22 protein-coding genes and 1 tRNA gene are annotated in these 22742 nt (G+C 60.1%); 15 read left to right on the top strand and 8 right to left on the bottom strand.

Annotated elements, in window-relative coordinates; genetic code table 11:
* The first annotated feature begins 7 nt into the window (after positions 1-7).
* The gene (locus tag IEW17_RS21495) at positions 8-205 is read left to right on the top strand and encodes a heavy metal-binding domain-containing protein (protein WP_373286165.1); all 198 of its coding nucleotides are present in this window, start codon (positions 8-10) and stop codon (positions 203-205) included.
* A 125-nt stretch (positions 206-330) separates the two neighbouring features.
* Positions 331-546: a heavy-metal-associated domain-containing protein gene (locus IEW17_RS13205; protein ID WP_188562520.1), complete on the top strand. Its 216-nt coding sequence runs from the start codon at positions 331-333 to the stop codon at positions 544-546.
* Positions 547-625: 79 nt separating this feature from the next.
* Here the strand turns inward: IEW17_RS13205 and IEW17_RS13200 are convergent, their stop codons facing one another.
* On the bottom strand, positions 626-1702 hold the full coding sequence (locus tag IEW17_RS13200; protein WP_188562519.1) for a T9SS type A sorting domain-containing protein: 1077 nt from the start codon (positions 1700-1702) through the stop codon (positions 626-628).
* 242 nt (positions 1703-1944) lie between these two features.
* Here IEW17_RS13200 and galK point away from each other — a divergent pair, with 242 nt between their 5' ends.
* Positions 1945-3111: a galactokinase gene (galK, locus tag IEW17_RS13195; protein WP_188562518.1), complete on the top strand. Its 1167-nt coding sequence runs from the start codon at positions 1945-1947 to the stop codon at positions 3109-3111.
* An 18-nt stretch (positions 3112-3129) separates the two neighbouring features.
* On the opposite strand, the gene IEW17_RS13190 is transcribed toward galK, so the two are convergent.
* On the bottom strand, positions 3130-3576 hold the full coding sequence (locus IEW17_RS13190) for a DUF4174 domain-containing protein (protein ID WP_188562517.1): 447 nt from the start codon (positions 3574-3576) through the stop codon (positions 3130-3132).
* A 231-nt stretch (positions 3577-3807) separates the two neighbouring features.
* Here IEW17_RS13190 and IEW17_RS13185 point away from each other — a divergent pair, with 231 nt between their 5' ends.
* Together IEW17_RS13185 and IEW17_RS13180 are read left to right on the top strand one after the other, a co-directional pair.
* Complete coding sequence (locus IEW17_RS13185) at positions 3808-6540, top strand: MGH1-like glycoside hydrolase domain-containing protein (protein WP_188562516.1); 2733 nt, start codon at positions 3808-3810, stop codon at positions 6538-6540.
* Positions 6541-6941: 401 nt separating this feature from the next.
* Positions 6942-8885 carry a T9SS type B sorting domain-containing protein gene (locus IEW17_RS13180; RefSeq protein WP_188562515.1) on the top strand — a complete coding sequence of 648 codons (1944 nt, stop codon included), beginning with the start codon at positions 6942-6944 and terminating at the stop codon, positions 8883-8885.
* Positions 8886-9140: 255 nt separating this feature from the next.
* Here the strand turns inward: IEW17_RS13180 and IEW17_RS13175 are convergent, their stop codons facing one another.
* From IEW17_RS13175 to IEW17_RS13165, 3 genes are all read right to left on the bottom strand, one after another.
* On the bottom strand, positions 9141-9605 hold the full coding sequence (locus tag IEW17_RS13175; protein ID WP_188562514.1) for a hypothetical protein: 465 nt from the start codon (positions 9603-9605) through the stop codon (positions 9141-9143).
* 299 nt (positions 9606-9904) lie between these two features.
* On the bottom strand, positions 9905-10420 hold the full coding sequence (locus tag IEW17_RS13170) for a hypothetical protein (RefSeq protein ID WP_188562513.1): 516 nt from the start codon (positions 10418-10420) through the stop codon (positions 9905-9907).
* Between the two features lie 138 nt (positions 10421-10558).
* Positions 10559-10759: a fibronectin type III-like domain-contianing protein gene (locus tag IEW17_RS13165; RefSeq protein ID WP_188562512.1), complete on the bottom strand. Its 201-nt coding sequence runs from the start codon at positions 10757-10759 to the stop codon at positions 10559-10561.
* Between the two features lie 93 nt (positions 10760-10852).
* Between IEW17_RS13165 and IEW17_RS13160 the strand changes: the two genes are divergently transcribed.
* Positions 10853-11269, top strand: a complete 417-nt coding sequence (locus IEW17_RS13160) for a hypothetical protein (protein ID WP_188562511.1) — start codon at positions 10853-10855, stop codon at positions 11267-11269.
* A 318-nt stretch (positions 11270-11587) separates the two neighbouring features.
* On the opposite strand, the gene IEW17_RS13155 is transcribed toward IEW17_RS13160, so the two are convergent.
* Positions 11588-11659 (bottom strand) — tRNA-Glu (locus IEW17_RS13155).
* A gap of 315 nt (positions 11660-11974) precedes the next feature.
* On the opposite strand from IEW17_RS13155, the gene gap reads away from it, so the two are divergent.
* The 4 genes from gap (at position 11975) to IEW17_RS13135 (ending at position 14953) form a co-directional block, all read left to right on the top strand.
* The gene (gap, locus tag IEW17_RS13150) at positions 11975-12982 is read left to right on the top strand and encodes a type I glyceraldehyde-3-phosphate dehydrogenase (protein WP_188562510.1); all 1008 of its coding nucleotides are present in this window, start codon (positions 11975-11977) and stop codon (positions 12980-12982) included.
* A 166-nt stretch (positions 12983-13148) separates the two neighbouring features.
* Complete coding sequence (locus tag IEW17_RS13145) at positions 13149-14018, top strand: diacylglycerol/lipid kinase family protein (RefSeq protein ID WP_188562509.1); 870 nt, start codon at positions 13149-13151, stop codon at positions 14016-14018.
* A 103-nt stretch (positions 14019-14121) separates the two neighbouring features.
* The gene (locus IEW17_RS13140; RefSeq protein WP_188562508.1) at positions 14122-14457 is read left to right on the top strand and encodes a translation initiation factor; all 336 of its coding nucleotides are present in this window, start codon (positions 14122-14124) and stop codon (positions 14455-14457) included.
* A gap of 58 nt (positions 14458-14515) precedes the next feature.
* Positions 14516-14953, top strand: coding sequence for a DUF1622 domain-containing protein (locus tag IEW17_RS13135; RefSeq protein WP_229748990.1), 438 nt, complete (start codon positions 14516-14518; stop codon positions 14951-14953).
* On the opposite strand, the gene kdsB is transcribed toward IEW17_RS13135, so the two are convergent.
* Complete coding sequence (kdsB, locus tag IEW17_RS13130; protein ID WP_188562507.1) at positions 14950-15699, bottom strand: 3-deoxy-manno-octulosonate cytidylyltransferase; 750 nt, start codon at positions 15697-15699, stop codon at positions 14950-14952. The genes IEW17_RS13135 and kdsB overlap by 4 nt on opposite strands.
* Here kdsB and IEW17_RS13125 point away from each other — a divergent pair.
* The 4 genes from IEW17_RS13125 (at position 15698) to IEW17_RS13110 (ending at position 18586) form a co-directional block, all read left to right on the top strand.
* Complete coding sequence (locus tag IEW17_RS13125) at positions 15698-15958, top strand: hypothetical protein (protein ID WP_188562506.1); 261 nt, start codon at positions 15698-15700, stop codon at positions 15956-15958. The genes kdsB and IEW17_RS13125 overlap by 2 nt on opposite strands.
* A gap of 19 nt (positions 15959-15977) precedes the next feature.
* The gene (locus IEW17_RS13120; RefSeq protein WP_188562505.1) at positions 15978-16946 is read left to right on the top strand and encodes a DPBB and LysM peptidoglycan-binding domain-containing protein; all 969 of its coding nucleotides are present in this window, start codon (positions 15978-15980) and stop codon (positions 16944-16946) included.
* Between the two features lie 175 nt (positions 16947-17121).
* A complete protein-coding gene (locus IEW17_RS13115; RefSeq protein WP_373286164.1) occupies positions 17122-17868 on the top strand; it encodes a TIGR02757 family protein in 747 nt (248 codons plus the stop codon).
* Between the two features lie 10 nt (positions 17869-17878).
* Positions 17879-18586 carry a hypothetical protein gene (locus tag IEW17_RS13110; RefSeq protein ID WP_188562503.1) on the top strand — a complete coding sequence of 236 codons (708 nt, stop codon included), beginning with the start codon at positions 17879-17881 and terminating at the stop codon, positions 18584-18586.
* Positions 18587-18716: 130 nt separating this feature from the next.
* Here the strand turns inward: IEW17_RS13110 and IEW17_RS13105 are convergent, their stop codons facing one another.
* On the bottom strand, positions 18717-20135 hold the full coding sequence (locus tag IEW17_RS13105) for a hypothetical protein (protein ID WP_188562502.1): 1419 nt from the start codon (positions 20133-20135) through the stop codon (positions 18717-18719).
* A 160-nt stretch (positions 20136-20295) separates the two neighbouring features.
* On the opposite strand from IEW17_RS13105, the gene IEW17_RS13100 reads away from it, so the two are divergent.
* The gene (locus IEW17_RS13100; protein ID WP_188562501.1) at positions 20296-22740 is read left to right on the top strand and encodes an endonuclease MutS2; all 2445 of its coding nucleotides are present in this window, start codon (positions 20296-20298) and stop codon (positions 22738-22740) included.
* Positions 22741-22742 lie beyond the last annotated feature (2 nt).

The raw sequence follows: 22742 nt of genomic DNA, 5'->3' as shown, positions 1-22742 counted from the left end.
GAAAGCCCTGCCCGCTGCGCCCGCCACTGCCCGCTACGAGTGCCCCAGGAAGTGCGCCAACAGCCAGAGCGACAAGCCCGGCAACTGCTCAGCCTGTGGCATGAGCCTGGAGAAAAAGTCCTGGCCCCATCCCGAGTACCGGTGTGGACGGGGGCCGCCTGCCTGCCTGCGAAAGTCGTTTGACTACCAAATTCTGCAGCTTTGAGCGGTAATTCTGTGCGCGTGGCCGTGGGCATTGCTGCTAATTTTGTCCGGCCGCGCACTACTACGCGGCGGCTTGGTGGCGAGCGACCCGCTCGGACAATTGCTGCCCCTCAATTCATTTGCCTTATGTCAACGCTCAAATTCAAAACCACCATCAACTGCGCCAATTGCGTGCGGGCCGTAACTCCAACCCTGAATGAGGAAGTAGGGGCCAACAATTGGCAGGTCGATACTGCTTCAGTCGACAAAATATTGACGGTCAGTGCCGAATCGGCCAATGCCGGGCAAATAGTAAAAGTAGTGGAAGCGGCCGGATTCGAGATTCAGCTTCTGGCCGCGTAGTCGGCATCGGTAAAGACAGAAAAGGCCGTTTGGATGCAGCATTGCTGCGCCCAAACGGCCTTTTCTGTCTTTATCGATGCTACTCAATAATGAGCTTGCCGCTGGTGTACTGGTCGCCGATTTGCAGCTTGACCAAGTAAGCGCCGGCGGGCAGGCCGCCTAGTTTCACCTGCTGTGGGCCCGCTTGTGGAGTGGGCGGCAGGGCGTGCACCCGCTGCCCGAGGGCATTGTAGACGGCCAGCGAAACGGCCTGCTTGCCGCCGGGTACCGTGTAGGCCACAGTGGCCGTGGCCTGGGCCGGATTGGGGTAGAGGCCAAAGGCGAAGGCGCTGGGTGTGGCACTGCGCGCCGCCAGCACGCCGGCTCCCATTTCGTAAGCCAGGGCCTGGGTGCCGGTAATAGCGGCAAAGTCGGGGTCGGTGCCGAGGGTGGTGGTGCGGCCCGAGATAGCCGGAATGGTTTCAGAATAGAAGACGCCCGCGCCGTCGGTGTAGGCCGCGAACAAGTCGATTCGGCTGCCCGCCGCAACGCCGGGGCCGAAGGCGGCCAACGGAATCTCAATTTCGAGGCCGGCATTGGTTGTATTGGCGGTGAGATTTGCCGTGTTTAGGTAAGCGTATTTTGTGCCGGGTAGGGGAGTTGTGGCCGCAGCCACCACCGGTGCGCCAGCCTTGCTGCCCTGCCCAATGTAGGCATCGGTACCAGCAGTGATGGCGGTACCAGTCACGTACGATACGTTACTGAAGAATACGTCGGTGGTGGTCCCGGTAGTGGCACCCACCGACACGCGGAAGCCGTAGTCAACTACCATGTCCATCGTGGGCCGGTGCTTAAGGGGCGAGAGGCCGTCGCTGCCCCCGGGCAGGGCAGTGCCGGCGGGTGCGCCGGGGCGGGCCGGCGTGTTCAGGTAGAGAACCAGCGCTCGAAAACCACCCGTCGACGATTCGGCCGAGCCGACCAGCATCAGGTTCAGGGTAGTAGCCGTGCTGCCCACGTACAAGGCCTTGAGGCCACGATCGGCGTCGAGGTGGTTGCCAGTGTAAGCCGCGGCCAACTGATACTTGCCCGGGCCGGTACCAATTTCGGTTGTTCTGGCGACGCCATCCACCACGAATTGCGCGCTGACGGATAGCGACGGGGCCAGTAGGGTAGCCATCGCAGCAAGAGTAAGGAGCGGTTTCATACGTACCTGGGTTAAGTAGTGAAAATTTGTTAAAAAATATGATTGAATAAATATAATAATAATTTCGAAATGTTCTGTGTAGTTCTTGATTAAGATGCCTACTTGCTGTCCGGTTGCAGTCGTGTCCGGAAGTTGTTGCCAGAATAGGTGATACTTTCAAGTAGTAATGGCTGCTGGCTGTCTTTTGCCGGGGTTCTCCTTCTCCTACTTCGCTCATGCCACTTCCCCCTGTCGCCGCCATACTTGCTGATTTCCACCACCGGTTCGGCTACGAGCCGCTGCTGGTGCGGGCCCCGGGCCGCGTCAACCTCATCGGCGAGCACACCGACTACAACGGCGGCTTTGTGTTGCCGGCAGCTATTGATAAGGAAATTGTGTTTGCCGTGGGCCTGAACGGTGCCCGCCACCTGCGGTTGGTAGCCCACGACCTAAGCGAAACCCTGACGCTGCCCGATGCCGCCGACATCAGCCCCAGCGGCACGCACTGGGCCAATTACCTGCTGGGCGTGGCGGCGCAGTTTCAGCAGCGCGGGGTGGCAGTGCCGGGGTTCGACTGCGTGTTTGGGGGCACCGTGCCGGTGGGGGCGGGCATGTCGTCGTCGGCCGCCGTGGAGTGCGGCCTGGCCTTCGCCCTCAACCAGCTGCTCGGCACCGGCCTGGACAAGCTCACGCTGGCCCGTATGGCCCAGCAGGCCGAGCATACCTACGCCGGCGTAAAGTGCGGCATCATGGACCAGTTTGCCAGCCTGTTTGGGCGCGCCGGCCAGGTGGTGCGCCTCGACTGCCGCTCGCTCGACTACGCGTATTTTCCCTTCGATACCCAGGCCTGCCGCATCGTGCTCTGCAACTCGGGCGTGAAGCACAGCCTGGCCAGCACGGCCTACAACACCCGCCGCCAGGAGTGCGAGCAGGGCGTGGCCATGCTCCAGCGGCACAATCCCGCCATCCAAAGCCTGCGCGATGCCACGCTGGCCGACCTGGAGGCCCATCGCGCCGAGCTTAGCCCCACCGTGTACCGCCGGTGCGCCTACGTGGTGCAGGAAAATGCCCGGGTCGAAACCGCCTGCCGCTACCTCGAAACCGGCGACCTAACGGCCTTCGGGCAGGAGATGTACGCCTCGCACGCCGGCCTGCGCGACGATTACGAAGTGAGCTGCGCCGAGCTGGACGCGCTGGTAGCGGCCGCCCGCGGGCTGCCCGGCGTGTTTGGGGCCCGCATGATGGGGGGAGGCTTTGGGGGCTGCACCATCAATCTGGTGGCCCCGGCGCAGGTCGATGCGTTCATTGCCAGCGTGAGCGCGGCATATGAGCAGCAGTTTGGCCGGCGGCCCGAAACGTACCAGACGACCATTGTGGATGGGGTAGGGGTGGCGGCTGTCTGACCGGCGTAGTTTGCCAGGCTACTGCTGGCGGGGTTTGGTACGCCGCATTTCCTCGCGCCGCATGGGCATTTGGTCAACGGTGCCGAATAAGTCGGCTGGCGGGATTGGCTGGCTGCTTTTCTGCTTCACGCCACCATCCTTGCCAATGAGGACGACCGCGAATTGGGGTGGCTGAATGCCGAATTTCCGTGTTAAGAACTGCTTGTCGGCTTCGGTCAGCTGGTTGTAGAGTACGTCCAGTACCAGAAAATCGCGGGCGGCCAGTGCTGGCCCCGCCGCGGCCAGCAGGGTTTTTTGGTGCTTGAAATCAGCTTGTGCGGCAGTGGGGGCGGCCAGGAGCAACACGCGCTTTTGCCAGCGGCTGGCGCGCAGGGTTTGTTCCACGGACCGGACTTTGGGGGTTTGGGCGGTGAGGAACAGCAGGCCGCCGAACAGGGCAAAGGCGAAGAGAAACGGGCGTTTCATGAGATAATCAAGTAGCGTGGAGACCAAAGCGAAACTAGCCGCGAGCCGGCGCGTTGCGCCCTTAAACGTCATTATCGAACAATTGGAGCCAGCTGGTGCAATTTGGTCAGCAACAGAAGGCCACAGCTGCCGCTGATGCAACACGGGTACGCCCGTTTCGGCCGCCCATCCGCTCGCCCGTAAACCCCGTAATTTGCGTGCCCGCGCCACTTCCGCCGGCCATTGCTTCCGATGAACTCCCGCTTGCTTTCCGCTGCTTTCCTGCTTTCTCTTGGCCTGCTGCCTGCCTGCCAGACCACCAAGCCCGCCGCCACGGCCACGGCCGTGGTCCCCGATGTGACGAAGCCCATCTGGCAATCGGAGGCCTACACGCTCTACCCCGACCGCGTGGTGCAGGGCCCGCACGAGGCCCGCGCCCTCTCGGCTACCGAGCTGGTATCCAACTACGTGAGCCCGGTGAACGACCGCCAGAGTCCGCAGGTCGAGTTCAAATTCAGCCTCAACGGCAAGGATAATGAGATGGCAGCGGGCCTTAACCACCTGCTCTTGGTCGTGCCCCGGCCGGGCGGCGGGGCCGTGGAAACGCCGCCCATCGTGTTCGGGCAGCGCTATGTGGATAATACGCCTGCGGCGGCCGATACGTACCTGGCTCCGAACACGCCGGTCCGCATCCGGCTCGATATGCGCCCGGTGCTGGCAGCCTTCAAGAAACAGGGATTCTATACCACCTTCAAGGGTGATAAGCTGTACCAGCAGGATTTCAAGCACGTGTACATTGCCGGGGGCACGGCCCCGTTGAGCTGGGATTTCGATAACCTGACTAACAAGCCCGAGCTGGAAATGACCGATGCCAACGGCGACGGAATCTACGAAGTGCTGCTGACGCTGAACCAGCCGGCCGCCGCCAAAACCACCGCCGCGAGCTGGAAAAAGACTATCAACACCGATGATTTTCCGCAATACCGCTCCGACTACCCGCTGGCCGATGCGCTCTACAATCTGGCCCTGGAGGAAGCCCGCCGCGCCGTGGAGCCCGATAGTACCTTCCGCACCGGTAAGGAGTGGGCCGGCGTCTGGACCCGCGACGTGAGCTACAGCATTATCCTGGCGCAGGCCAGCTTGCAACCCAAAGTGGCCATGAATAGCCTCATGCGCAAGGTGAGTGCCGACGGCCGCATCATTCAGGACACCGGCACGGGCGGGGCCTACCCGTGCTCGACCGACCGCGTTATCTGGGCCGTGGCGGCCTGGGAAATCTACCAGGCCACCGGCGACGAAGCCTGGCTGCGCCGGGTGTACCCCATCATCCGGCAAAGCCTGGCCGACGACCAGCAGAACGCCCACGACCCAGCCACCGGCCTCATGCGCGGCGAGTCGTCGTTTCTGGACTGGCGCGAGCAGACCTACCCGCGCTGGATGCAGCCGGCCGACATCTATCAGAGCGAAAACCTGGGCACCAACGCCGTGCACTACCAAGCCAACATTGTGCTGGCCCAGATGGCCGCCAAACTCGGCGACCCCGGCACGGCGGCCCAGCACCAGCGCCAGGCCGCCACCATCAAGGACGGCCTCAATCAGCACCTGTGGCAGGAGGAGCAGGGCTACTATGGCCAGTACCTCTACGGCCGCACCGCCCTGTCGCTCTCGCCCAAGGCCGAGGCGCTGGGCGAGGCCCTGTGCGTGCTGTTTGGCGTGGCCGAGGGCGCGCGGGCGCAGCAAGTAGTGAGCCGCACGCCCACCACGCCCTACGGCATTTCGTGCATCTACCCGCAGATTCCGGGCATTCCGGCATACCACAACGATGCCGTTTGGCCATTCGTGCAGAGCTTTTGGGCACTGGCGGCCGCGCAGGCCGGTAACGAAGCCTCGCTCACCGAGAGCATGGCCGCCATCTACCGGCCGGCTGCGTTATTTCTCACCAACAAGGAAAACCTTGTAGCCCGCAACGGCGACTTCGCCGGCACCCAAATCAACTCCAGCAGCATGCTCTGGAGCCTGTCGGGCAGCTTGAGCCTGGTTTATAAAGTGCTGTTTGGGATGCAGTACCAAGGCGACCGGCTGGTGTTCCGGCCCTTCGTGCCGCAGGCTTTTCAGGGCCAGCGTAGCCTCAGCGGCTTCATGTACCGTAAGGCGGTGCTCGATGTGGAGATGAGCGGCTTCGGCAACCAAATTGCCAGCATCACGCTGGATGGCCAGCCGCTGGCCGAGGCCGCCATCCCGGCCAGCCTCAGCGGACGGCATAAGGTGAGCATCACGCTCACTAGCACCGTGCCCACTCCGGCTCCCATCAACCGCGTGCCCAATGACTTCGCGCCCGAAACGCCTACTGTCACTTTCGCCGCCCAGCGCCTCATCTGGAGCCCCATTGAAGGCGCTAAAACGTATAAGGTGCTGAAAAACGGCACCTCGCTCATCACCACGGCCACACCGGGCTTCGACGTGCCGGCCGGGCCTTTCGCCGCCTACCAGGTAGTGGCCGTGGACGAGGCCGGCCGGGAGTCTTTCGCTAGCGAGCCCTTCGAAACCAGTGCCGTTACCATGCAGCAGGTGCAGCTTGAAACCCTGGTTCCCAAAGCTACTCAGGCCTACAAAGGCTACTCCGGCAAGGGCTTCATCGAAATCACGCCCACGCTCAACAAGGCGCTCACTATCCCCGTCTGCGTGCCCGAAACCGGCCTCTACGCCGTCGATTTCCGCTACGCCAACGGCAACGGCCCCATCAACACCAACAACAAATGCGCCGTCCGTACCCTGCGGCGCGGCCCCGCGCTGCTGGGCACCGTGGTGCTGCCCCAGCGCGGCGTTGACGAATGGAGCAACTGGGGCTTCTCGAACCCGGTGCTGGTGCGCCTGGAGAAAGGTGCCAACGCCCTCACCCTCGCCTATGAGCCCGCCAACCAGAACATGAACGGCGAGGTGAACCACGCCATGCTGGATTACCTGCGGGTGAAGCGGGTGCAGTAGGGGCGGCGGGAGCTGCTATTTTGGAGCTGTATTCCGAAGTACTAGCGGTTGCGGAGTGAGATTCCGCCCGCTTGGCGGCCATCGTGCAACGATTAGGGACTATTAATCCTCTGCGGAAGCCTCGGAAACCAGAACTTAAGTTGGCTCACCTCAGGCTGTGACGTAGTTTTGAAAGTTCTCGCGGGCAATTACCTGCCACGCGAAACGGCGACTCACTGTCTATGGTCTTTCAACATCTACGCCTCCTTTCTCGGGTCTTGTTCGCAGTGTTTCCCCTGCTGTTGGCCGCTTCGTTTTCTGCTTTGGCACAGCCCGAAGCCTACAATTGGAAATTCGGTAACCGGGCCGGTATTCGTTTTTCAGCCGGTGCAGGGGCAGCAATTACGGTTTCGCCAAGCAGTATGTCGGCCTACGAAGGTTGTGCTACCATTTCCGATGCTAACGGGGTGTTGCAATGCTACACCAATGGCCTGCAGGTGTGGGACCGTACTGGCCTGCCCATGCCCAACGGCCAGCTACAAGGCAGCGACTTGTCGGCGACCCAGGCGGCCTTGCTGCTGCGGGAGCCGGGCCAGAACCGGTACTACCATCTGCTAAACGTAGGGGCCGATGCCACTCCCTCCTTCGGGGGAGTACAGCACTCCATCGTGGATATGAGTCTGCGCGGGGGCTTGGGCGATGTAGGCAGCACCAACTCGGTGGCCGTGACCATCCCCGGTGGAGGGCAGGTTACCGAAAAGCTCACGGCCGTGTTGCACGCCAATGGCCGCGACTATTGGGTGGTGGTGCATGGCTGGAACAACAACGCTTTTTACTGCTACTTGCTCAGCCCCGGCGGCTTGGCGGCCACTCCGGTTGTGTCGACGGTAGGGGCTGTGCATAGTGGCAGTGGGAATGGCGGCAGCAATGCCATTGGCTACCTGCGGGCTTCGCCCAACGGCCGGGTGCTGGCCGTCGCACGGGTGTCTTCGGGGGTTGAGCTGTTCAATTTCGACGCGGCGACTGGGCGGGTAAGTACGCCCCGCTCCGTTCCGCCCGTCACCAACTTTTATTACGGCCTGGAATTCTCCCCTGACAACAGCAAGCTCTACCTCACCAACGGTAACTTTGTCTATCAAGTCGATTTGGCCAATAATTTTGCCCATACTGAGCTACGGGTGCAGAATGGGGGAGCAATGGGCCTACAGCGCGGCCCCGACGACCAGATTTATCTGTCTATTCTGGGGGCCGGGTCGTTGGCTATCATCCAACGACCCAACGTGGCGGGCCTGGCCTGCAACCTGCAAGCCAATGCCTTCGCCTTGAATGGCGGCAGCGGGGAATTAGGTCTGCCCAATTTTCCGAATGCTTTTTCGGTCAATGCTGTACCGATTGTACCCGTCATCGGGCCAGTGGCTGCGAGTTGTGAGGGCGAGCTGCTGAGCGTGAGTTCGTCCACGGTCGCGCCCAACGGGAGCCTGTTCACCTGGAATTTTGGCGACCCCGCGTCGGGGGCGGCCAATACCGCCACCGGGCCAGCGGCCACCCATCGTTATCAAAGTGGCGGTACCTACACCATCACCCTAACCCTGACCACCCCAGCTGGCAGCACTGTCCTCGCCTCGCAGGTCGTGGTCGTTGGTTCGGGGCCCCGCTTCAGCCTGGGCACTCGTCAGCAGTTTCTGTGTCCTGGCACGGCGCTGGTGCTGAGTACTGCAACCCAGCCCGCAGGCACCACCTACCGCTGGCAAGACGGCTCGGGAGCAGCCACCTATACGGTGCGGGCACCCGGCCGGTACGTACTGCGCCTGACCTCGCCCCAGGGCTGCGCGCGCCGCGACTCAGTAGACGTGCTGGCTGCCATCCCGCCCGTGGTGCGCCTGGGCCGCGATACGGCGCTATGCGCCGGGGCCGCGCCCCTGCTGCTACAGCCCAACTTGCAGCCCGCTGGCAGCACCTATCGTTGGGCCGATGGCACCACCGCGCCCACTTACGCGGCGAGCCGCCCCGGCCTTTACTGGTTGGAAGTGCGCAACGCGGCTGGCTGCGTGGCCCGCGACACGTTGCTGGTGCGCGTAGGTAGTAGTGCCACTGGTTGTCAGGTCGTTGTCGTTCCCGATGTTGTCATCCCCAACATTATTACTCCCGATGGCAACTCCCAAAACGAGTTTTTTGTGCTGAAGGGCCTGAACGCTCCCGACTGGAACCTTACCATATACAACCGCTGGGGCCGCTTGGTGCTCCAGCAGGCGCGATACGACAACCACTGGAATGCCGCCGGTTTGGTTGCGGGTGTCTACTACTACTTACTGCGTAACCCCGCCACGGGCCAACAATACCGTGGGTGGGTTGAAGTAATACGCTAATATGTATATTGTTACATCAACTGGCGTGGGTTTGCAATGCGCTGCCTACTGGCTCCGCGTCTATCACGCGTGGGGCGAATGAGTCGCTCCCGGCACTGTTCAACGACCGAGCTGCAGGCTCGCAGCCAGGGGGCAGCGCATCGCAGATTCGCGCCAGCAGCGGTACCATAATTGCCAGCGTTTTGAACTTAGAAGCTCGAAAATATACCACTACGCCTTGGGGTTATACACTTGGTATTCAAAAGGTGGCGCTGGCTACGCCATCGTGTGCTGGCGTAGCCAGCGCCACGCCGTCTTGGGGGAATAAAACAGACGAAAATCGAATTGCGCGTCTATCTGCGATAGCACCTGCGCGTTGCCGTATGACACCGGCCTATCGGCATCGATTACGAAAGCGATGCCGCGCAAGCTTAAGCTCTTGGCCTTAAGTTCTGGAATCCATTCGTAGCCGAGCCAGGCCGCGGCCGCGGCGTCGCCCCAGTCGCCGCCGGTACCGCGGGTATCGTGCACGAGGCCGAGTGGCTGAAACTGCTCATGTAAGCATAAGCCGACTTTGGCTATCCGTATTAACTCTTCTCCAATGATATGGCCGTGCCAGCGTACATACAGAACTCGCTCGATGGAACAATGATAATATTCTGCCGCCACGACCCCGAAGGAGTCGTGAGCAGTATGAACAAGTTCAGTCAGATGGCGCAGCTTGGGGGCAGTTAAGGGCATTGATATCATCAATTTATTTGTCTCGTAAGGATAGGACTTACGCAAATGGCTCGAATCGTAGCCCCAGCGGGGTCGTACCCGGTATGGTCGTGCCGAGGCTCACAATAGTTGCCCATGCGTAAGTCCTGAATAATACAGGTTGAACGCATTAAAATTGAGTCAAGGGCCTCTATTCGCTCATAGGGCATTGTGACTTGCAAAAAAGTATCAGACACGAAATGAAAAGCGCCCTGATAAGCTGGAATTGACCTATAAAATTTATACGCGTTCAATATTCAAATAATATATACCAATGCAAATTACAATATTTTATCTTTATTTGCGAAGTTAATTTCATCGATAATCGATTGCGCTGGCATGAAACCTTGTCTTTTGCGTTTCCTAGCCAATTGCATGATTGAGAGACACCTGATGCTTAGCCCGCTATCAGCGCGCCAACAGGAATGAGGTTCGTTGCGCGTTGGAGAGTTGCAGCAACGTTGAAGTCGGTTTGTCGGCTTAGCAGCAGCATGCGACGAAGCATTGCTATTGGTTTGAGTTGGAAAAAGCACTGATGGTGTCGGAATGCTGCCATTCATTCCAGCGTGATACCGAACAACGAGTAGGGCCAAACGCGCCGATAATGCAACGCAATGGCGTCCGCTTTCACGGTCCATTCCCTCGGCGGAGAAGGAGTGGTTCGATGTTACGCCCGCCAAGCTTTTTGCTGCGCCCGGTTTCAATTTCATGGCCAATGTGTACTGCACAGCGTTGCAGCGTATGCCCTGGAACCTGTCTGCTGCTGAGCGCAGCAAGCTTTTGATGACTTTTGCCAAATCCTTTGGGGAAGTAGTCGCCAAATATCGGAATCTGATACCTTCGGCCGCGCAGTGCATCGCATGTCACTCTTGGCCACTGCAGCGGATATGCGCCACACTTAAAGCCCAACCGGGCTGACAACACAAATCTGCTGCTTATTTGGCTGCCAGCTTGAAGGAAACCATCGGCAACTCGCGCGGGTTGCCGTTCACTACCACCTGAAAATCGCCGGGCTCGGCCACAAAGTTGAGGTCGTTGTTATAAAACTTCAGGTCGTTGGGGCTCAGGCGAGAGGTGAGGGTTTTGCGCTCGCCTTTTTCAGCAGCACCTTTTGAAAGCCTGTGAATTTCCGGCAACCGCGTATCTTGGATGGCTCCGAATACCTGCTTTAGACCAACGCATGGCTTCAAGCTCTCCGCAATTCATTCCCGAGGAAGCCCCTTTCATTGATGAAACCAGCCATTGCGGTAAGTCACTATGTAACGCTTGAAGTTGACGCTGGTTCAGTAAACACCCGGCGCCACCGCCTGAGTGGGGCCGTCATTGCCACGGCCACTAAGCTGCTGCCGCTGGTTGAACTACTCGAATCCATTCAGCCACACGTGGTCAACGAATCAGTGTTTCGGACCCGCCATCGGAAAATCAACGCTCAAATCAGCCTCGCATATGCCCAGTTGAGGGCCGAACAGCCCAAACGGAAGGCGCTGCTACGCGTTTTCAGGACCATAAGCGAGTTGGTCGTCGAAGAAACCCACGATATCAGCAAAGACGAGCTAAAACAGGCGGCGAAGGAAATCGTGCTCGCCACTCTGAAAAACGCTCCGGCTCTGATAAGTGCTGCCCATCAGGCTCGGTTACTGTCCTGATTCGGTGAGCAGGCAATACGATGGTACCCATGAAGAACCGTGTGGTAGTTTCCTTATAATCTGACCGTCTTGGCCTTCTGATGTGCCACAACTGTTATTGCCACTCTGGAAGTAGCAGGCATCGTGGTCGCATGTTCAACTGCGCACAGGACCGACTATTGTTCGTAATCTTCTGTCTTACGAAATAAGACTTTACCATTAATGGCGAACAGACTTGCCAGTATTTATTCGTACTGTTTGCCGCGCAACACCAAAATAAGTCTCGTATAACTACTTGATAGACAAAGAAAAAGCCACCCTTTGGAGGTGGCTTTCTTGTAGTCCGTAGGGGAATCGAACCCCTGTTGGTAGAATGAAAATCTACTGTCCTAACCCCTAGACGAACGGACCGTTTTTTGTTTTGGTGATGCAAAGGTACGGCGTGAGGCTTTCTGTGCAAGGGTAAGGCCAAAAAAAAGTGCTGAACGATTCAAAGTGTGCTGTTTTTCAGTTGGAAAAATATTTTCGGCGACCTGTGAATGGGGTAGGGCAGGGCGTTGAATTGCCATAACCGAACCCGGAACGGCTGAAAAAAAGCGCAAAGCCTGCTTAAAAATATCCTCTTGGCTCCGAGCGATGGCTAACCCGCGCCCACCTGCTATCTTCGCCCCGCGTTTCAACCGGTTGCCAGTGTGGTAGCCAGTCACCTATTTTTCCTGTTTTGCAATGGCAAAAATCAAAGTCGCCATCAATGGCTTCGGCCGCATTGGCCGTCTCACTTTCAAGTCGCTGCTGGGCCGCGACAACGTGGAAATCGTCGCCATCAACGACTTGACCGACAACAAGACGTTGGCCCACTTGCTGAAGTATGACTCCGTACACGGCCGTTTCGATGGTACCGTGAGCTACGATGAGGAAAGCCTGACCGTGAACGGCCAGCGCATTGCCGCCCTCGCCGAGCGCGACCCTAAGCTGCTCCCTTGGGGCAAAATGGGCGTTGATATCGTACTTGAAAGCACCGGCCGCTTCGTGGACGAAGCCGGCGCTGGCCAGCACATCACCGCCGGGTGCAAGAAAGTGGTGATTTCGGCCCCCGCTACCGGTAACATCCCTACCGTGGTGCTGGGGGTGAACGAGGACATCCTCACCGGTTCCGAAACCATCATCAGCAACGCTAGCTGCACCACCAACTGCCTGGCCCCCATGGCTAAAGCCCTGGATGATGCTTTCGGTATTGAGAAAGGCTACATCACCACGGTGCACGCTTACACCTCGGACCAGAACCTGCAGGACGCGCCTCACAAGGACCTGCGTCGGGCTCGCGCCGCCGCCTACAGCATTATCCCCACCAGCACCGGTGCCGCCAAAGCTGTAGGCCTTGTGCTGCCTACGCTGAAAGGCAAGCTCGATGGCCTGGCCATGCGCGTGCCTATTCCAGATGGTTCGATGACCGACCTGACCGTGGTGCTGAAGAAGGAAGTCACCAAGGAGGAAATAAACGCCGTGATGAAGGCGGCTGCCGAAGGCCCCATGAAGGGTATTTTGGAATATTCCATCGACCCGCTGGTGAGCATCGACATCGTGGGCAACCCCCACAGCTGCATCTTCGACTCGGAACTGACTTCGGCCAACGGCACGCTGGCCAAAGTAATTGGCTGGTACGACAACGAAACCGGCTACTCAACCCGCACCGCTGATTTGATTCAGAAGCTGGGCGAGAAGATGAACGGCTAGTTTTCTAATGTGAAAATATGCGGATGTGGAAATATGCTGAATGAGCCTATTTTCGGCAACGCAACGAAAAGGCCTGCCTTATGGCAGGCCTTTTTTGGTGTCAATCAGCTGGTATCTAAAGAAATTATTCCCAGACCTTTCACATTATCCACATTAAAAGCGCGTTTTGCCAAAAACCTGTTTCATACTGAACCCCACCGCCGGCCCCAGCCGCCGCCACGATTTGCCGGCCCTGATTGGCCAGCACTTCGGAACGCACGAAGCTGACTATGAAATTCGGCTGACCGAGTGCGCCGGACACGCCGTGGAGCTGGCCCAGGTGGCGGCCGCTGAGGGCTTTGCCGTAGTGGTGGCCGTGGGCGGCGACGGCACCGTGAACGAAGTGGGCCGGGGCCTGCTGGGCACCGCTGCCGCCCTGGGCATTGTGCCGCAGGGCTCGGGCAACGGCCTGGCCCGCCACCTGAAAGTGCCGTTGGCGCTACCCGCCGCGCTGCAACGGCTGGCCGCGCCCACTTTTAGCCGCATGGATGTGGGGGTGATGAACGGGCACCCGTTTTTCTGCACGGCCGGGCTAGGGTTTGATGCGCACGTGAGCCAGCACTTCGCCCAGGCCGGCTCGCGGGGCCTGAGCACTTACCTGCGCGTGACCCTGCGCGAGTACCGCCGCTACCTGCCAGTGCCAGTGGAGGTAGACCTCAACGGCCAGCGGCGGCAAACCGACTGTTACGTGCTGGCCTTCGCCAATGCCTCGCAGTACGGCAACAACGCCTACATCGCGCCCTTGGCCGACCTGCGCGACGGCCTGCTCGATGTGTGCCTGATTGACAGCCTGCCCGTGGTTCGGGCAATTAAGGTGAGCCTGGGCATGGCCCTTGGCAACCTGCCGCAATCCAAGGCGGCGGAGTATTTTCGGGTATCCCAAAGCCGGGTGGTGGCCCAGGCTCCCCTTGGGTTTCACGTCGATGGCGACTATTTGGGACACGCCACCGAATTTGTGGTCGAACTGATGCCCCTGGCGTTGGCTGTAGCGGTTTAGATTTTTAGTTGTCAGTCAGTCAGTCATTGTCAGTTGCTGAGAATTTAGCGGCTGATGCAACACGGACCAACGACTGACAACGAGCAACTGATAACGAAGCAATATGAAACAGAATCGCACCGGGGTGGTCTATTCCACCAACCCCGATTTCACCTACCAGGACAACGAGCCCGGCGAGGCTGCCACGCTGCCGCCGCAACAGCAGCAGCTGCGTGTGCAACTCGTTAAAAAGCAGCGCGGTGGCAAGCAGGTAACGCTCGTGACCGGTTTTGTGGGTACCGATGCGGATTTGCAGGCTTTGGGCAAGCTGCTCAAAACCAAGTGCGGCGTGGGCGGCAGCGCCAAAGATGGCGAAGTAGTGGTACAGGGCGACTTTCGGGATAAAGTATTGGAAGTGCTGCTGAAGGCGGGCTACAAGGCCAAAAAAGCCGGCGGCTAATCAGCCTTCGGTTTTCCGTATTTCGCCCGCCCAACTGGCTCTTTCCGCGCTTATTTTTTTGCTCGTTATTCCATTTGTATCGGTCCTGCCCGAAGCCGCCTGCGACGTGACTTCCGCGCACGGCCAGGCCGAAAGCAGCGTCATTGAGGGCGTACTGTGGCTGAAGCTGGGCATCGAAACGGTGGGCGCGGTCATCATAGCGCTGGGTATTATCAGCGCGGGCTGGCTGCTGCTGAAGGCGTTGGCCAAGCGCCAAACGGCCGATTTTACGGCCATTCGGCTGACGCTGGCGCGGTACCTGGCCTTGGCGCTGGAGTTCCAGCTCGGGGCCGATATTCTTTCCACGGCCATTGCGCCGAGCTGGGAGCAGATTGGCAAGCTCGGGGCCATTGCCGTGATTCGGACGGCGCTTAACTATTTTCTCTCGCGCGAAATGCGCGAGGAGCGTCACGAAGTCAGCCCCGACCAGGGAATAACGGCCCGGGCCGACCGCTAGCGGGCTAGGCGGGCGCGGGCCCGCTCCACGTCTTCGGGTGTATCGATGCCAAAGGCGTCCAGTTCAGTTTCAGCGCAACGGATTTTGAAGCCGGCCTCCAGCCAGCGCAGCTGCTCCAGGCTTTCGGCTGCTTCGAGCGGCGACACGGGCAGCTGGGTGAGCTGCGCCAGAACTTGCGGCTGGTAGGCGTACAGACCCAGGTGGCGCAGGTAGCGGTGGTGGGCCAGCCACTCGGCCTCGGGGTACTGGCGCTGGTAGGGCAGGGGATGGCGGCTGAAGTAGAGGGCCTCGCCTTGTTGATTCAGTACCACTTTGGGCAGGTGTGGGCTGAATAATTCTTCAGTAGAAACCACCGGCTTCACCAGCGTGGCAATGTCGGGTGCGGTGGCTGGGTCGGCAAATAAATCTACCAGCGCGTTGATTTGCGCGGGGTGAATAAACGGCTCGTCGCCCTGAATATTCATGATGCAATGCACATCGGTCGGGCTGCCCAGCTGCTGGAAGGCTTCCCAGAGGCGGTCGGTACCACTGGGGTGGTCGGGGCGGGTGAGCACGGCCTCGCCCCCAAAATCCTGCACGTGGCGCATAATCCGCTCATCGTCAGTGGCCACTACCACGCGGGCCAGGTTGGCCTGGCGGGCCTGCATCACCACGCGCTGAATCATGCTCTGGCCGCCGAGGTCGACGAGGGGTTTGCCGGGCAGGCGGGTAGAAGCAAATCGGGCGGGAATCAAGCCAAGAACCATGAGCGAAGCGGAAAGTGAGGCGGCGGAAAGCGAAGTCGCCGCCAATAATGTGGCCCAAAGAACGGGCTTGGAGGAGAATGCGCGACACGAAAAACAGGTTGCCGGTGTTGGAATGCAACGCGGCTTTTCGGCCAATGAGCTTGCCGGAATAACAATAATCTGGCTTCGGCAATCACCATCAAACCAAATGCCCGCCGCTTTTTGTGTTATTTTGCCTGTGCTGGCTATTGAGCTGGCTCATTCGGGCGGAATGGTGTAGATTTTGCAAGGTTAAATTTATGACTGTAATTATTTCGCTGCTCACGCTATTGGCTTTGGGCGGACCTGGGCCGGGCAAAGCTGGCCATTCCAAAAGTGCCCCTACCGACTCAATTGGCATGGAAATGCGTGGCGGCCAACGCTTCGTGAAACACCGGGTTACTCCCGGCGAAACCCTGTCGGCCCTCTCGCGCCGCTACCGCGTCAGCCTTGACCAGCTGAACGCGTCCAATCCGCAGATTAAAAACGGCTTGGGTATTGGTCAGATTGTATTTGTGCCCCGACCCGCTGCCGGCAAGGCTACTGCCGCAGTACCCACCAAGGCTCCGGCTGGTGCCGCGGCCGCCGGGGCGGTGCCAGCCCGCTACACCGTGGCCCGCGGCGAAACGCTGTTTGGCATTGCCCGCCGTTTCCAGCTCACGCCCGACGATATTATTAAGCTCAATAAGCTGCCCGCCAGCGGCACCGTGCGCGTGGGCCAGCAGTTGCTGCTCGCGGCCCCCGAGGCCAGTGCTCCGGCTGCCAGCGTAACGCTAACTCCCAAACCTGCTCCTGTGCGCCCGATGGAGGTGGAAAATGTGCCTGCCCCGGCAGTGGCTAAAACGCCACCCGTTCCGGCCGATAAGCCCGCCCAAATTGCTACCGTAACGACGGCCGCGCCGGTTGAAAAAGAGCGGGAAGAACGCGAGGACCGGACCCCCAGCCGCGCCAGCGAAGTGCTGGCCCGCGTGGTGGAAACCGGCCTGGGCGCTTCCATCGATAAAAGCATTACCGACAAGTACCTGGCGCTGCACAAAACGGCTCCGGTGGGTACCATCATGCAGGTGCGCAATGCCATGAACGGCCAGTCGGTGTACGTGCGCGTCATCGGTAAATTGCCCGATACGGGCGAGAACAACAATATTCTGGTGCGCCTCTCGCCACGGGCCGTGCAAAAGTTGGGCACCGCCGATTCCCGCTTCCGCGTCGAGACGAACTACATTCCGTAGCAGGCCGGCTACCTACAAAAAGAAACGTCATGCCGAGCGCAGCCGAGGCATCTCGCGTGCTGCAGTAATTCTTTTTCACGATTGAATACTGCTCCTTGCGAGATGCCTCGGTTGCGCTCGGCATGGCGTTCTTCGTTTGCTGACCTCCTGCCAAAACACTACAACCCGCGTGAACATATCCCAGCTCCGCCGCCAGCTTGATGCCCAGTACGAGCGCTACAACCGCCCGGAATTCATTAAAAACGACCCCATTCAGATTCCGCACCGCTTCACCCGGAAGCAGGACGTGGAAATAGCGGCGCTATTTGCCGCGCTGCTGGCCTGGGGGCAGCGGCCCACTATTATTAACAAGTGCAATGAGCTGCTGCGCCGCATGGACGATGCGCCCCATCAGTTCATCACCCAGCATCAGGACGAGGATTTGAAGCGCCTGCTCGGTTTCTGCCACCGCACTTTCTGCGACACCGATTTGCTGTATTTCGTGCATTTCCTGCGCCATTGGTACGGGCAGCACGACTCGCTGGAAACCGCGTTTCTGGTGGGCCACACGCAGCGCGAGCGGCTGATAAACTTTCACAACCACTTCTTCAGCCTGCCCGATGCGCCGCCGCGCACCCGTAAGCACGTGGCCACGCCGGCCCGCAAATCGGCCTGCAAGCGCGTGAACATGTACCTGCGCTGGTTGGTGCGGCGGGACGATAACGGCGTCGATTTCGGCCTCTGGACTCGGCTTTCCCCCGCCGACCTCATCATGCCCATCGACCTGCACGTGGAGCGCCAGGCCCGCCCGCTGGGCCTACTCACCCGCAAGCTGGTCGACTGGCAGGCCGCCGAGGAGCTCACCGCCAACCTGCGCCTGCTGGACCCCGCCGACCCGGTGAAGTACGATTTCGCGTTGTTTGGAGCGGGCGTAAATAAGTAATTCGTGCGAGATGTCACTTCAGGTAAGACAATTCGCTTTGCAACTCAGCAACCGCTACAAGGTATTGCTGCTTCTGCTGCTCATCGGAGTGCCGGTGGTGGTAGGGTGCATTCAGGCCGGAGAATGGTTAGTTGTGCTGTTGGGAATCAGTAAACTGGGACGAATGGGACTGGGAATGGCTTTGTTTCTTGCAGGGTTAATCACTGTGTTTCTGATAGTGAAACACCTGAGCCGGGTGCCTACGGTGGTAACAGTTGGAACGGACCGGCTTATCATTCTGAACCAGAAAACTAATCAGCAACGGGAACTGCTTTTTACGAACATAATGGCTTATCGCGCTGTCGATTTCAATGGCATGGCTGACTTGCGCCTCAAGTTGACCGATAGCAGTAAGCTCACGCTACATGCCAACAGCTACTTGCACAGCGAGCAGGATTTCGATGGCATGGTGCGAACCTTCGAGCAGGCAGTAAGTAGACATCAGACTCGCAAAACGGCTTGTATACCTGTGGTAATACGCGAAAAAACGATGTTTGAGAAGCCATTGGCCACTTTTTTGCTCGTGCCCTTCATTGCCGTATTAGTCTGGCTGACATGGGACCAGCATGCGCATCACCGGCATACTTCAAGCAGCCTGTTTTCACTTTGGGGCATCTTTAGTGCCTATTTGGTAGCGTGGGTGGCTGGACGCGAGCGGCGTAATGGAAAAGAAGAATAAGGGCCTCCCGCCTGCGGCTGCTGAACGATTCACGGCATACTGTGCTGCTGCTATTGGCCGGATGTCCGTCAAAAAGTCGGTCCGGGGCGGAGGCCCACGCCATCGGTTCCATTACCGATTATACAGCCGTTTACCGCACTACGTACACCGCCACTTCGTCACCAGGGCCTTCTGGCGCTTCCAACACCAGGGCGGCGGCGGGCCCAATGGGCGCGACGGTGTACTCGCCGACGGTTTTGCTTTTGCGCAGGTTGGTGGCCACAAGCTGGCGGTCGACGAGCCGGCCGATGCTGCGGTGCAGGCTGATGGGCGACACCAGCAGGGCATCGAGCATGAGCTGGGGCTGGGCCGCGCCGGTGGTGTTGGCGTAGCCCACGAGGTAGCTGGGGCCGCTCCAAGAGATAATCTGACTGGTGAGGTAAGACTGGGGCTGGCGCGGAAGCTGGGGCAAGAGCTGCAGCGGCCGGGCCGCCAGGCGGGCATCGTAGCCGGACACCACAAACTGGTCGGTAGTCCAGTATTGCAGGGTCAAGTCCTGGGTTTCGGGCGAGTAGCGCACGTTGCTGATGATGCTGTTGCGGGGCCGGGCCGTGAGCTGGCCGGGTCGGAAGCCGGCCAAGGCTGCGTAGGGAGTGGCCACGGCTTGGCGGAAGGTACCATCGGGGGCGTAGCGCTGCACGAAGGTGCCCAGGCTGGGGCCGCCGGGGGCGCGCCCGTCGAATACCGTGGCGCTGTACTGGCCCACAAACTGGCAGTTGCCGGTGGCATCGTCCAGGTAGAAATCGGCATTGCCGCCCGTGGAGGTATCGTACAGGTCGGCGTTGCCGGCTGCTTCTATTGTGTGCGGCGCGTGGGCCTGGCCGTAGTGCGGGTAACTGACGCCGCCCTGCACCACCGTGCCGGCCGGCAGGTGGCGCTGAAGCGCGGTGCGGAAGCTGGCCCGCTCGCGGCCATCGAGGCCCAAACGCTTCACGTCGAACTCCACCGGCGTAGTGCGGGCCTCGGCTTTGGCGCTGCTGCCCTTCACGGCGCGGTAGAAATAGCACTGGCTGCCCTGCACGCCCCCAAATATCCAGTCACGGAAAAACTCGGAGCCGTGCCGCACCACGGGCGGCGCGGGCAGGGGCAGGACCGTGTGCACGAGCTTGCCGGTGCCCAAGTCGCAGCGGTCGAGGAAAAATCGCCCGGCTTGCGTACGCGGGTTTTCCTCTTTCGCCACGGCATACACCACGCCATCGGTAGCGAAGGCCGTGAGCACCGTGCGCGTGGCCGGGGACTTGGGCGCGGGCACGGCAAAGGTTTTGCTCCACAAGTGGCCCGTGGCATCGAGGGCCTGCACCAGCAGTGCGTGGTGGGGCAGGCCGTCGGCGGGTTCGAGAATGGTTTCCAGACTGTAGGCCGTGTTACCGGCGCTGGTGAGCAGCAGCGGCTCGATGGTGATGAGCTTGTGGCTGCCCAGGTCCAGGAAGCTCGTTTTGACCACTTTGGCGACTTGGGCCTTTTGAATGGTGGCTTGCCAGGCCGTTTGGCCGCTGGGCAGCAGTGCCACATTCGTCGCACTTCCTACAAGGCCCGTGCCGGGACTGGCGGCGCAACGATAACGGGCCTTATTGCCCAGCCCAAAAGTTGGGCGCGCCCCCGCGAATCATTCCCGCCCCGGCCGCTGTTTACCTTCGTATCCAATTACGACTACCGTTAAGCTCAATTACTTGCTGTTACCCCAACACTTCGAACAAAAAATTGGCTTCAGCACCCTGCGCGAGCAGCTCGAAGCCAACTGCCTTTCCGCCCTGGGCCGGCAGTACGTGGCCCGTATGGAGTTCCAGACCCGGCACGAGCCGCTGCTGAAACTGCTGCAACAGACCGACGAGTTTGCCTACTTGCTGCGCGCCGGGGCCGATTTCCCTGCCTCCCACTACCACGATACCCAGGCCCACCTTAAGCGCGCCGCCCTACCGGGGGCCTACCTCGATGTGATGGCTTTCTTCGAGTTGAAGATGAGCTTGCGGACCATCCGCCAGGCCTTGGCTTTCTTCTCCGATGCCGACCCTAGTTTGTATCCTTCGCTGCGGCTGCTGGGCATTGGTATCCAGGTCGACCGCAATCTGCTGGCTGCCATGGACAAAGTGGTGGACGACGAAGGCGCCGTGCGCGACGACGCCTCGCCGCTGCTGCGCCAGATTCGGCAGGAGCTGATTGCCCGCCAGGGCCAATTGCGCAAGCAGATTGCCGGCATCCTGCGCCAGGCCAAAGCCGAGGGCTGGATTCCTAGCGATGCCGAGCCCACTATCCGGGGCGGGCGGCTGGTGCTGCCGGTTATCGCCGAGCACAAGCGCAAGGTGAAGGGCCTGATTCACGACGAGTCGGCCTCGGGCCAGACCGTGTACATCGAACCGGAAGCCGTTTTTGAGCTCAATAACGACATCAAAGACCTTGATAATGCTTATCACCGCGAGCTGATTCGCATCCTCACGACCCTCACCGACCACCTGCGGCCCCACATTCCGGACCTGCGTAAGGCCTATGGCTATCTGGGCCTGATTGATTTTATCCGGGCCAAGGCGCGGCTGGCCGTCACGCTCGACTGCCGCCTGCCGCTGCTGCACAACAAGCCCGTGCTGAAGTGGGAAAAAGTGCGCCACCCGCTGCTACAGCTGGCGTTTGCCCAGCACAAGCGCGACAGTGGCGACCCCCGCGAAGTGGTGCCGCTGGACCTGGAATTGAACGCCGAGCAGCGCATCCTCGTCATTTCCGGCCCCAACGCGGGTGGCAAATCGGTGAGCCTGAAAACCGTGGGCCTCGTGCAGTTCATGCTGCAAATGGGCCTGCTGATACCGTGCGCCGACAATTCCGAAGCCGGCCTGTTCGAGGATATTTTTCTGGATATCGGCGACGAGCAGAGCCTGGAAAACGACCTGAGTACCTACTCCTCGCACTTGCTGGCCATGAAGCAGTTCATGCTGCTGGCCGGCAAGAAAAGCCTGGTCCTGATTGACGAATTCGGCACCGGCACCGAGCCCAGCCTGGGCGGGGCCATTGCCGAAGCCGTGCTCGACGAGTTGAACAAGACGCGGGTGTACGGCGTGATTACTACCCACTACACCAACCTGAAGAACTTCGCCGAGCGCACTCCGCACCTTGTGAACGGGGCCATGCGCTACGACCCCGAGAAGCTGCAGCCACTCTATCGGCTGGAAGTAGGCAAGCCGGGCTCGTCGTTCGCCATCGAAATTGCGCGCAAAATCGGCCTGCCCAGAGAGGTAGTGGAGCGCGCCACGCAGCTCGTGGGCAAGGACAAAATTCGCTACGACCAGCTTCTGGAGGGCCTCGAACGCGAGAAAACCGAGCTCGAAACCCGCACCGCCGAAGCGGCCAAGCAGGAGAAGCGCCTCAAGCGCGCCGCCCAGGAATACCAGGACCTCAAGCAACACCTCGAAGATACCCGCCTCGAAACCCTGCGCACCGCCAAGCAGCAAGCCAAGGCCCTGCTGGTGAATACCAACCAGCAAATCGAAGCCACCATCGGCGAAATTCGCCGGGGCAACGCCGAGAAGGAAACCAACAAAGCCGCCCGCGAAAAGCTCGAAACCTTCGTGCGCCAGGAACTCCAGATTGAGCCGCCCAAGCCCAAAGCAAGCCGTGAGCGCGCTGTGGCCGGGGCCCTACTGCCCGGCGATAAAGTGGCCCTCTTCGGTCAGGAAGGCCACGGCGAGCTGGTGAGCGTGAAGGGTAAAACCGCCGAAGTCATGTTTGGCGGCCTGAAAACCTTGGTGAAAATCGACCAGCTCGAAAAGCTGGGCCGGGCCGAAATCCGCGAGCGGGAGCAAGCCGCCAAGTCCAAGAAATCCAGGCTTAGCGGCGGTAGCTCCGGTGGCGGCAACGGCGTGAACATCACCGACCGCATGGCCGGCTTCAGCCCCACGCTCGACCTGCGCGGCGAACGCGCCGAAGACGCCCTCACCAAAACCATGAGCTTCGTGGACGACGCCGTGATGCTGGGCATGCCCGAAGTGAAATTCCTGCACGGCCGCGGCAACGGCGTACTCCGCCAAGTGGTGCGCGATTACCTGCGCCGCCAGCGCACCGTAGCCAGCGTGGCCGATGAGCACGCCGATAGGGGCGGGGACGGCGTGACCATTGCCGTGCTGAAGTAAGA

This window comes from Hymenobacter frigidus (genome assembly GCF_014640435.1).
GTDB classification, from domain to species: Bacteria; Bacteroidota; Bacteroidia; order Cytophagales; family Hymenobacteraceae; genus Hymenobacter; species Hymenobacter frigidus.
The sequence above is the reverse complement of the archived record's forward strand: the minus strand, read 5'-3'. Positions and strand labels throughout refer to the sequence as shown.

Bases quoted from the DNA above. Each gene is read 5' to 3' on its own strand.
- IEW17_RS13205 (WP_188562520.1), top strand. From the start codon at position 331: ATGTCAACGCTCAAATTCAAAACCACCATCAACTGCGCCAATTGCGTG.
- IEW17_RS13200 (WP_188562519.1), bottom strand. From the start codon at position 1,702: ATGGCTACCCTACTGGCCCCGTCGCTATCCGTCAGCGCGCAATTCGTG.
- galK (WP_188562518.1), top strand. From the start codon at position 1,945: ATGCCACTTCCCCCTGTCGCCGCCATACTTGCTGATTTCCACCACCGG.
- IEW17_RS13190 (WP_188562517.1), bottom strand. From the start codon at position 3,576: ATGAAACGCCCGTTTCTCTTCGCCTTTGCCCTGTTCGGCGGCCTGCTG.
- IEW17_RS13185 (WP_188562516.1), top strand. From the start codon at position 3,808: ATGAACTCCCGCTTGCTTTCCGCTGCTTTCCTGCTTTCTCTTGGCCTG.
- IEW17_RS13180 (WP_188562515.1), top strand. From the start codon at position 6,942: ATGTCGGCCTACGAAGGTTGTGCTACCATTTCCGATGCTAACGGGGTG.
- IEW17_RS13175 (WP_188562514.1), bottom strand. From the start codon at position 9,605: ATGCCCTTAACTGCCCCCAAGCTGCGCCATCTGACTGAACTTGTTCAT.
- IEW17_RS13160 (WP_188562511.1), top strand. From the start codon at position 10,853: ATGAAACCAGCCATTGCGGTAAGTCACTATGTAACGCTTGAAGTTGAC.
- gap (WP_188562510.1), top strand. From the start codon at position 11,975: ATGGCAAAAATCAAAGTCGCCATCAATGGCTTCGGCCGCATTGGCCGT.
- IEW17_RS13140 (WP_188562508.1), top strand. From the start codon at position 14,122: ATGAAACAGAATCGCACCGGGGTGGTCTATTCCACCAACCCCGATTTC.
- IEW17_RS13125 (WP_188562506.1), top strand. From the start codon at position 15,698: ATGAGCGAAGCGGAAAGTGAGGCGGCGGAAAGCGAAGTCGCCGCCAAT.
- kdsB (WP_188562507.1), bottom strand. From the start codon at position 15,699: ATGGTTCTTGGCTTGATTCCCGCCCGATTTGCTTCTACCCGCCTGCCC.
- IEW17_RS13120 (WP_188562505.1), top strand. From the start codon at position 15,978: ATGACTGTAATTATTTCGCTGCTCACGCTATTGGCTTTGGGCGGACCT.
- IEW17_RS13110 (WP_188562503.1), top strand. From the start codon at position 17,879: ATGTCACTTCAGGTAAGACAATTCGCTTTGCAACTCAGCAACCGCTAC.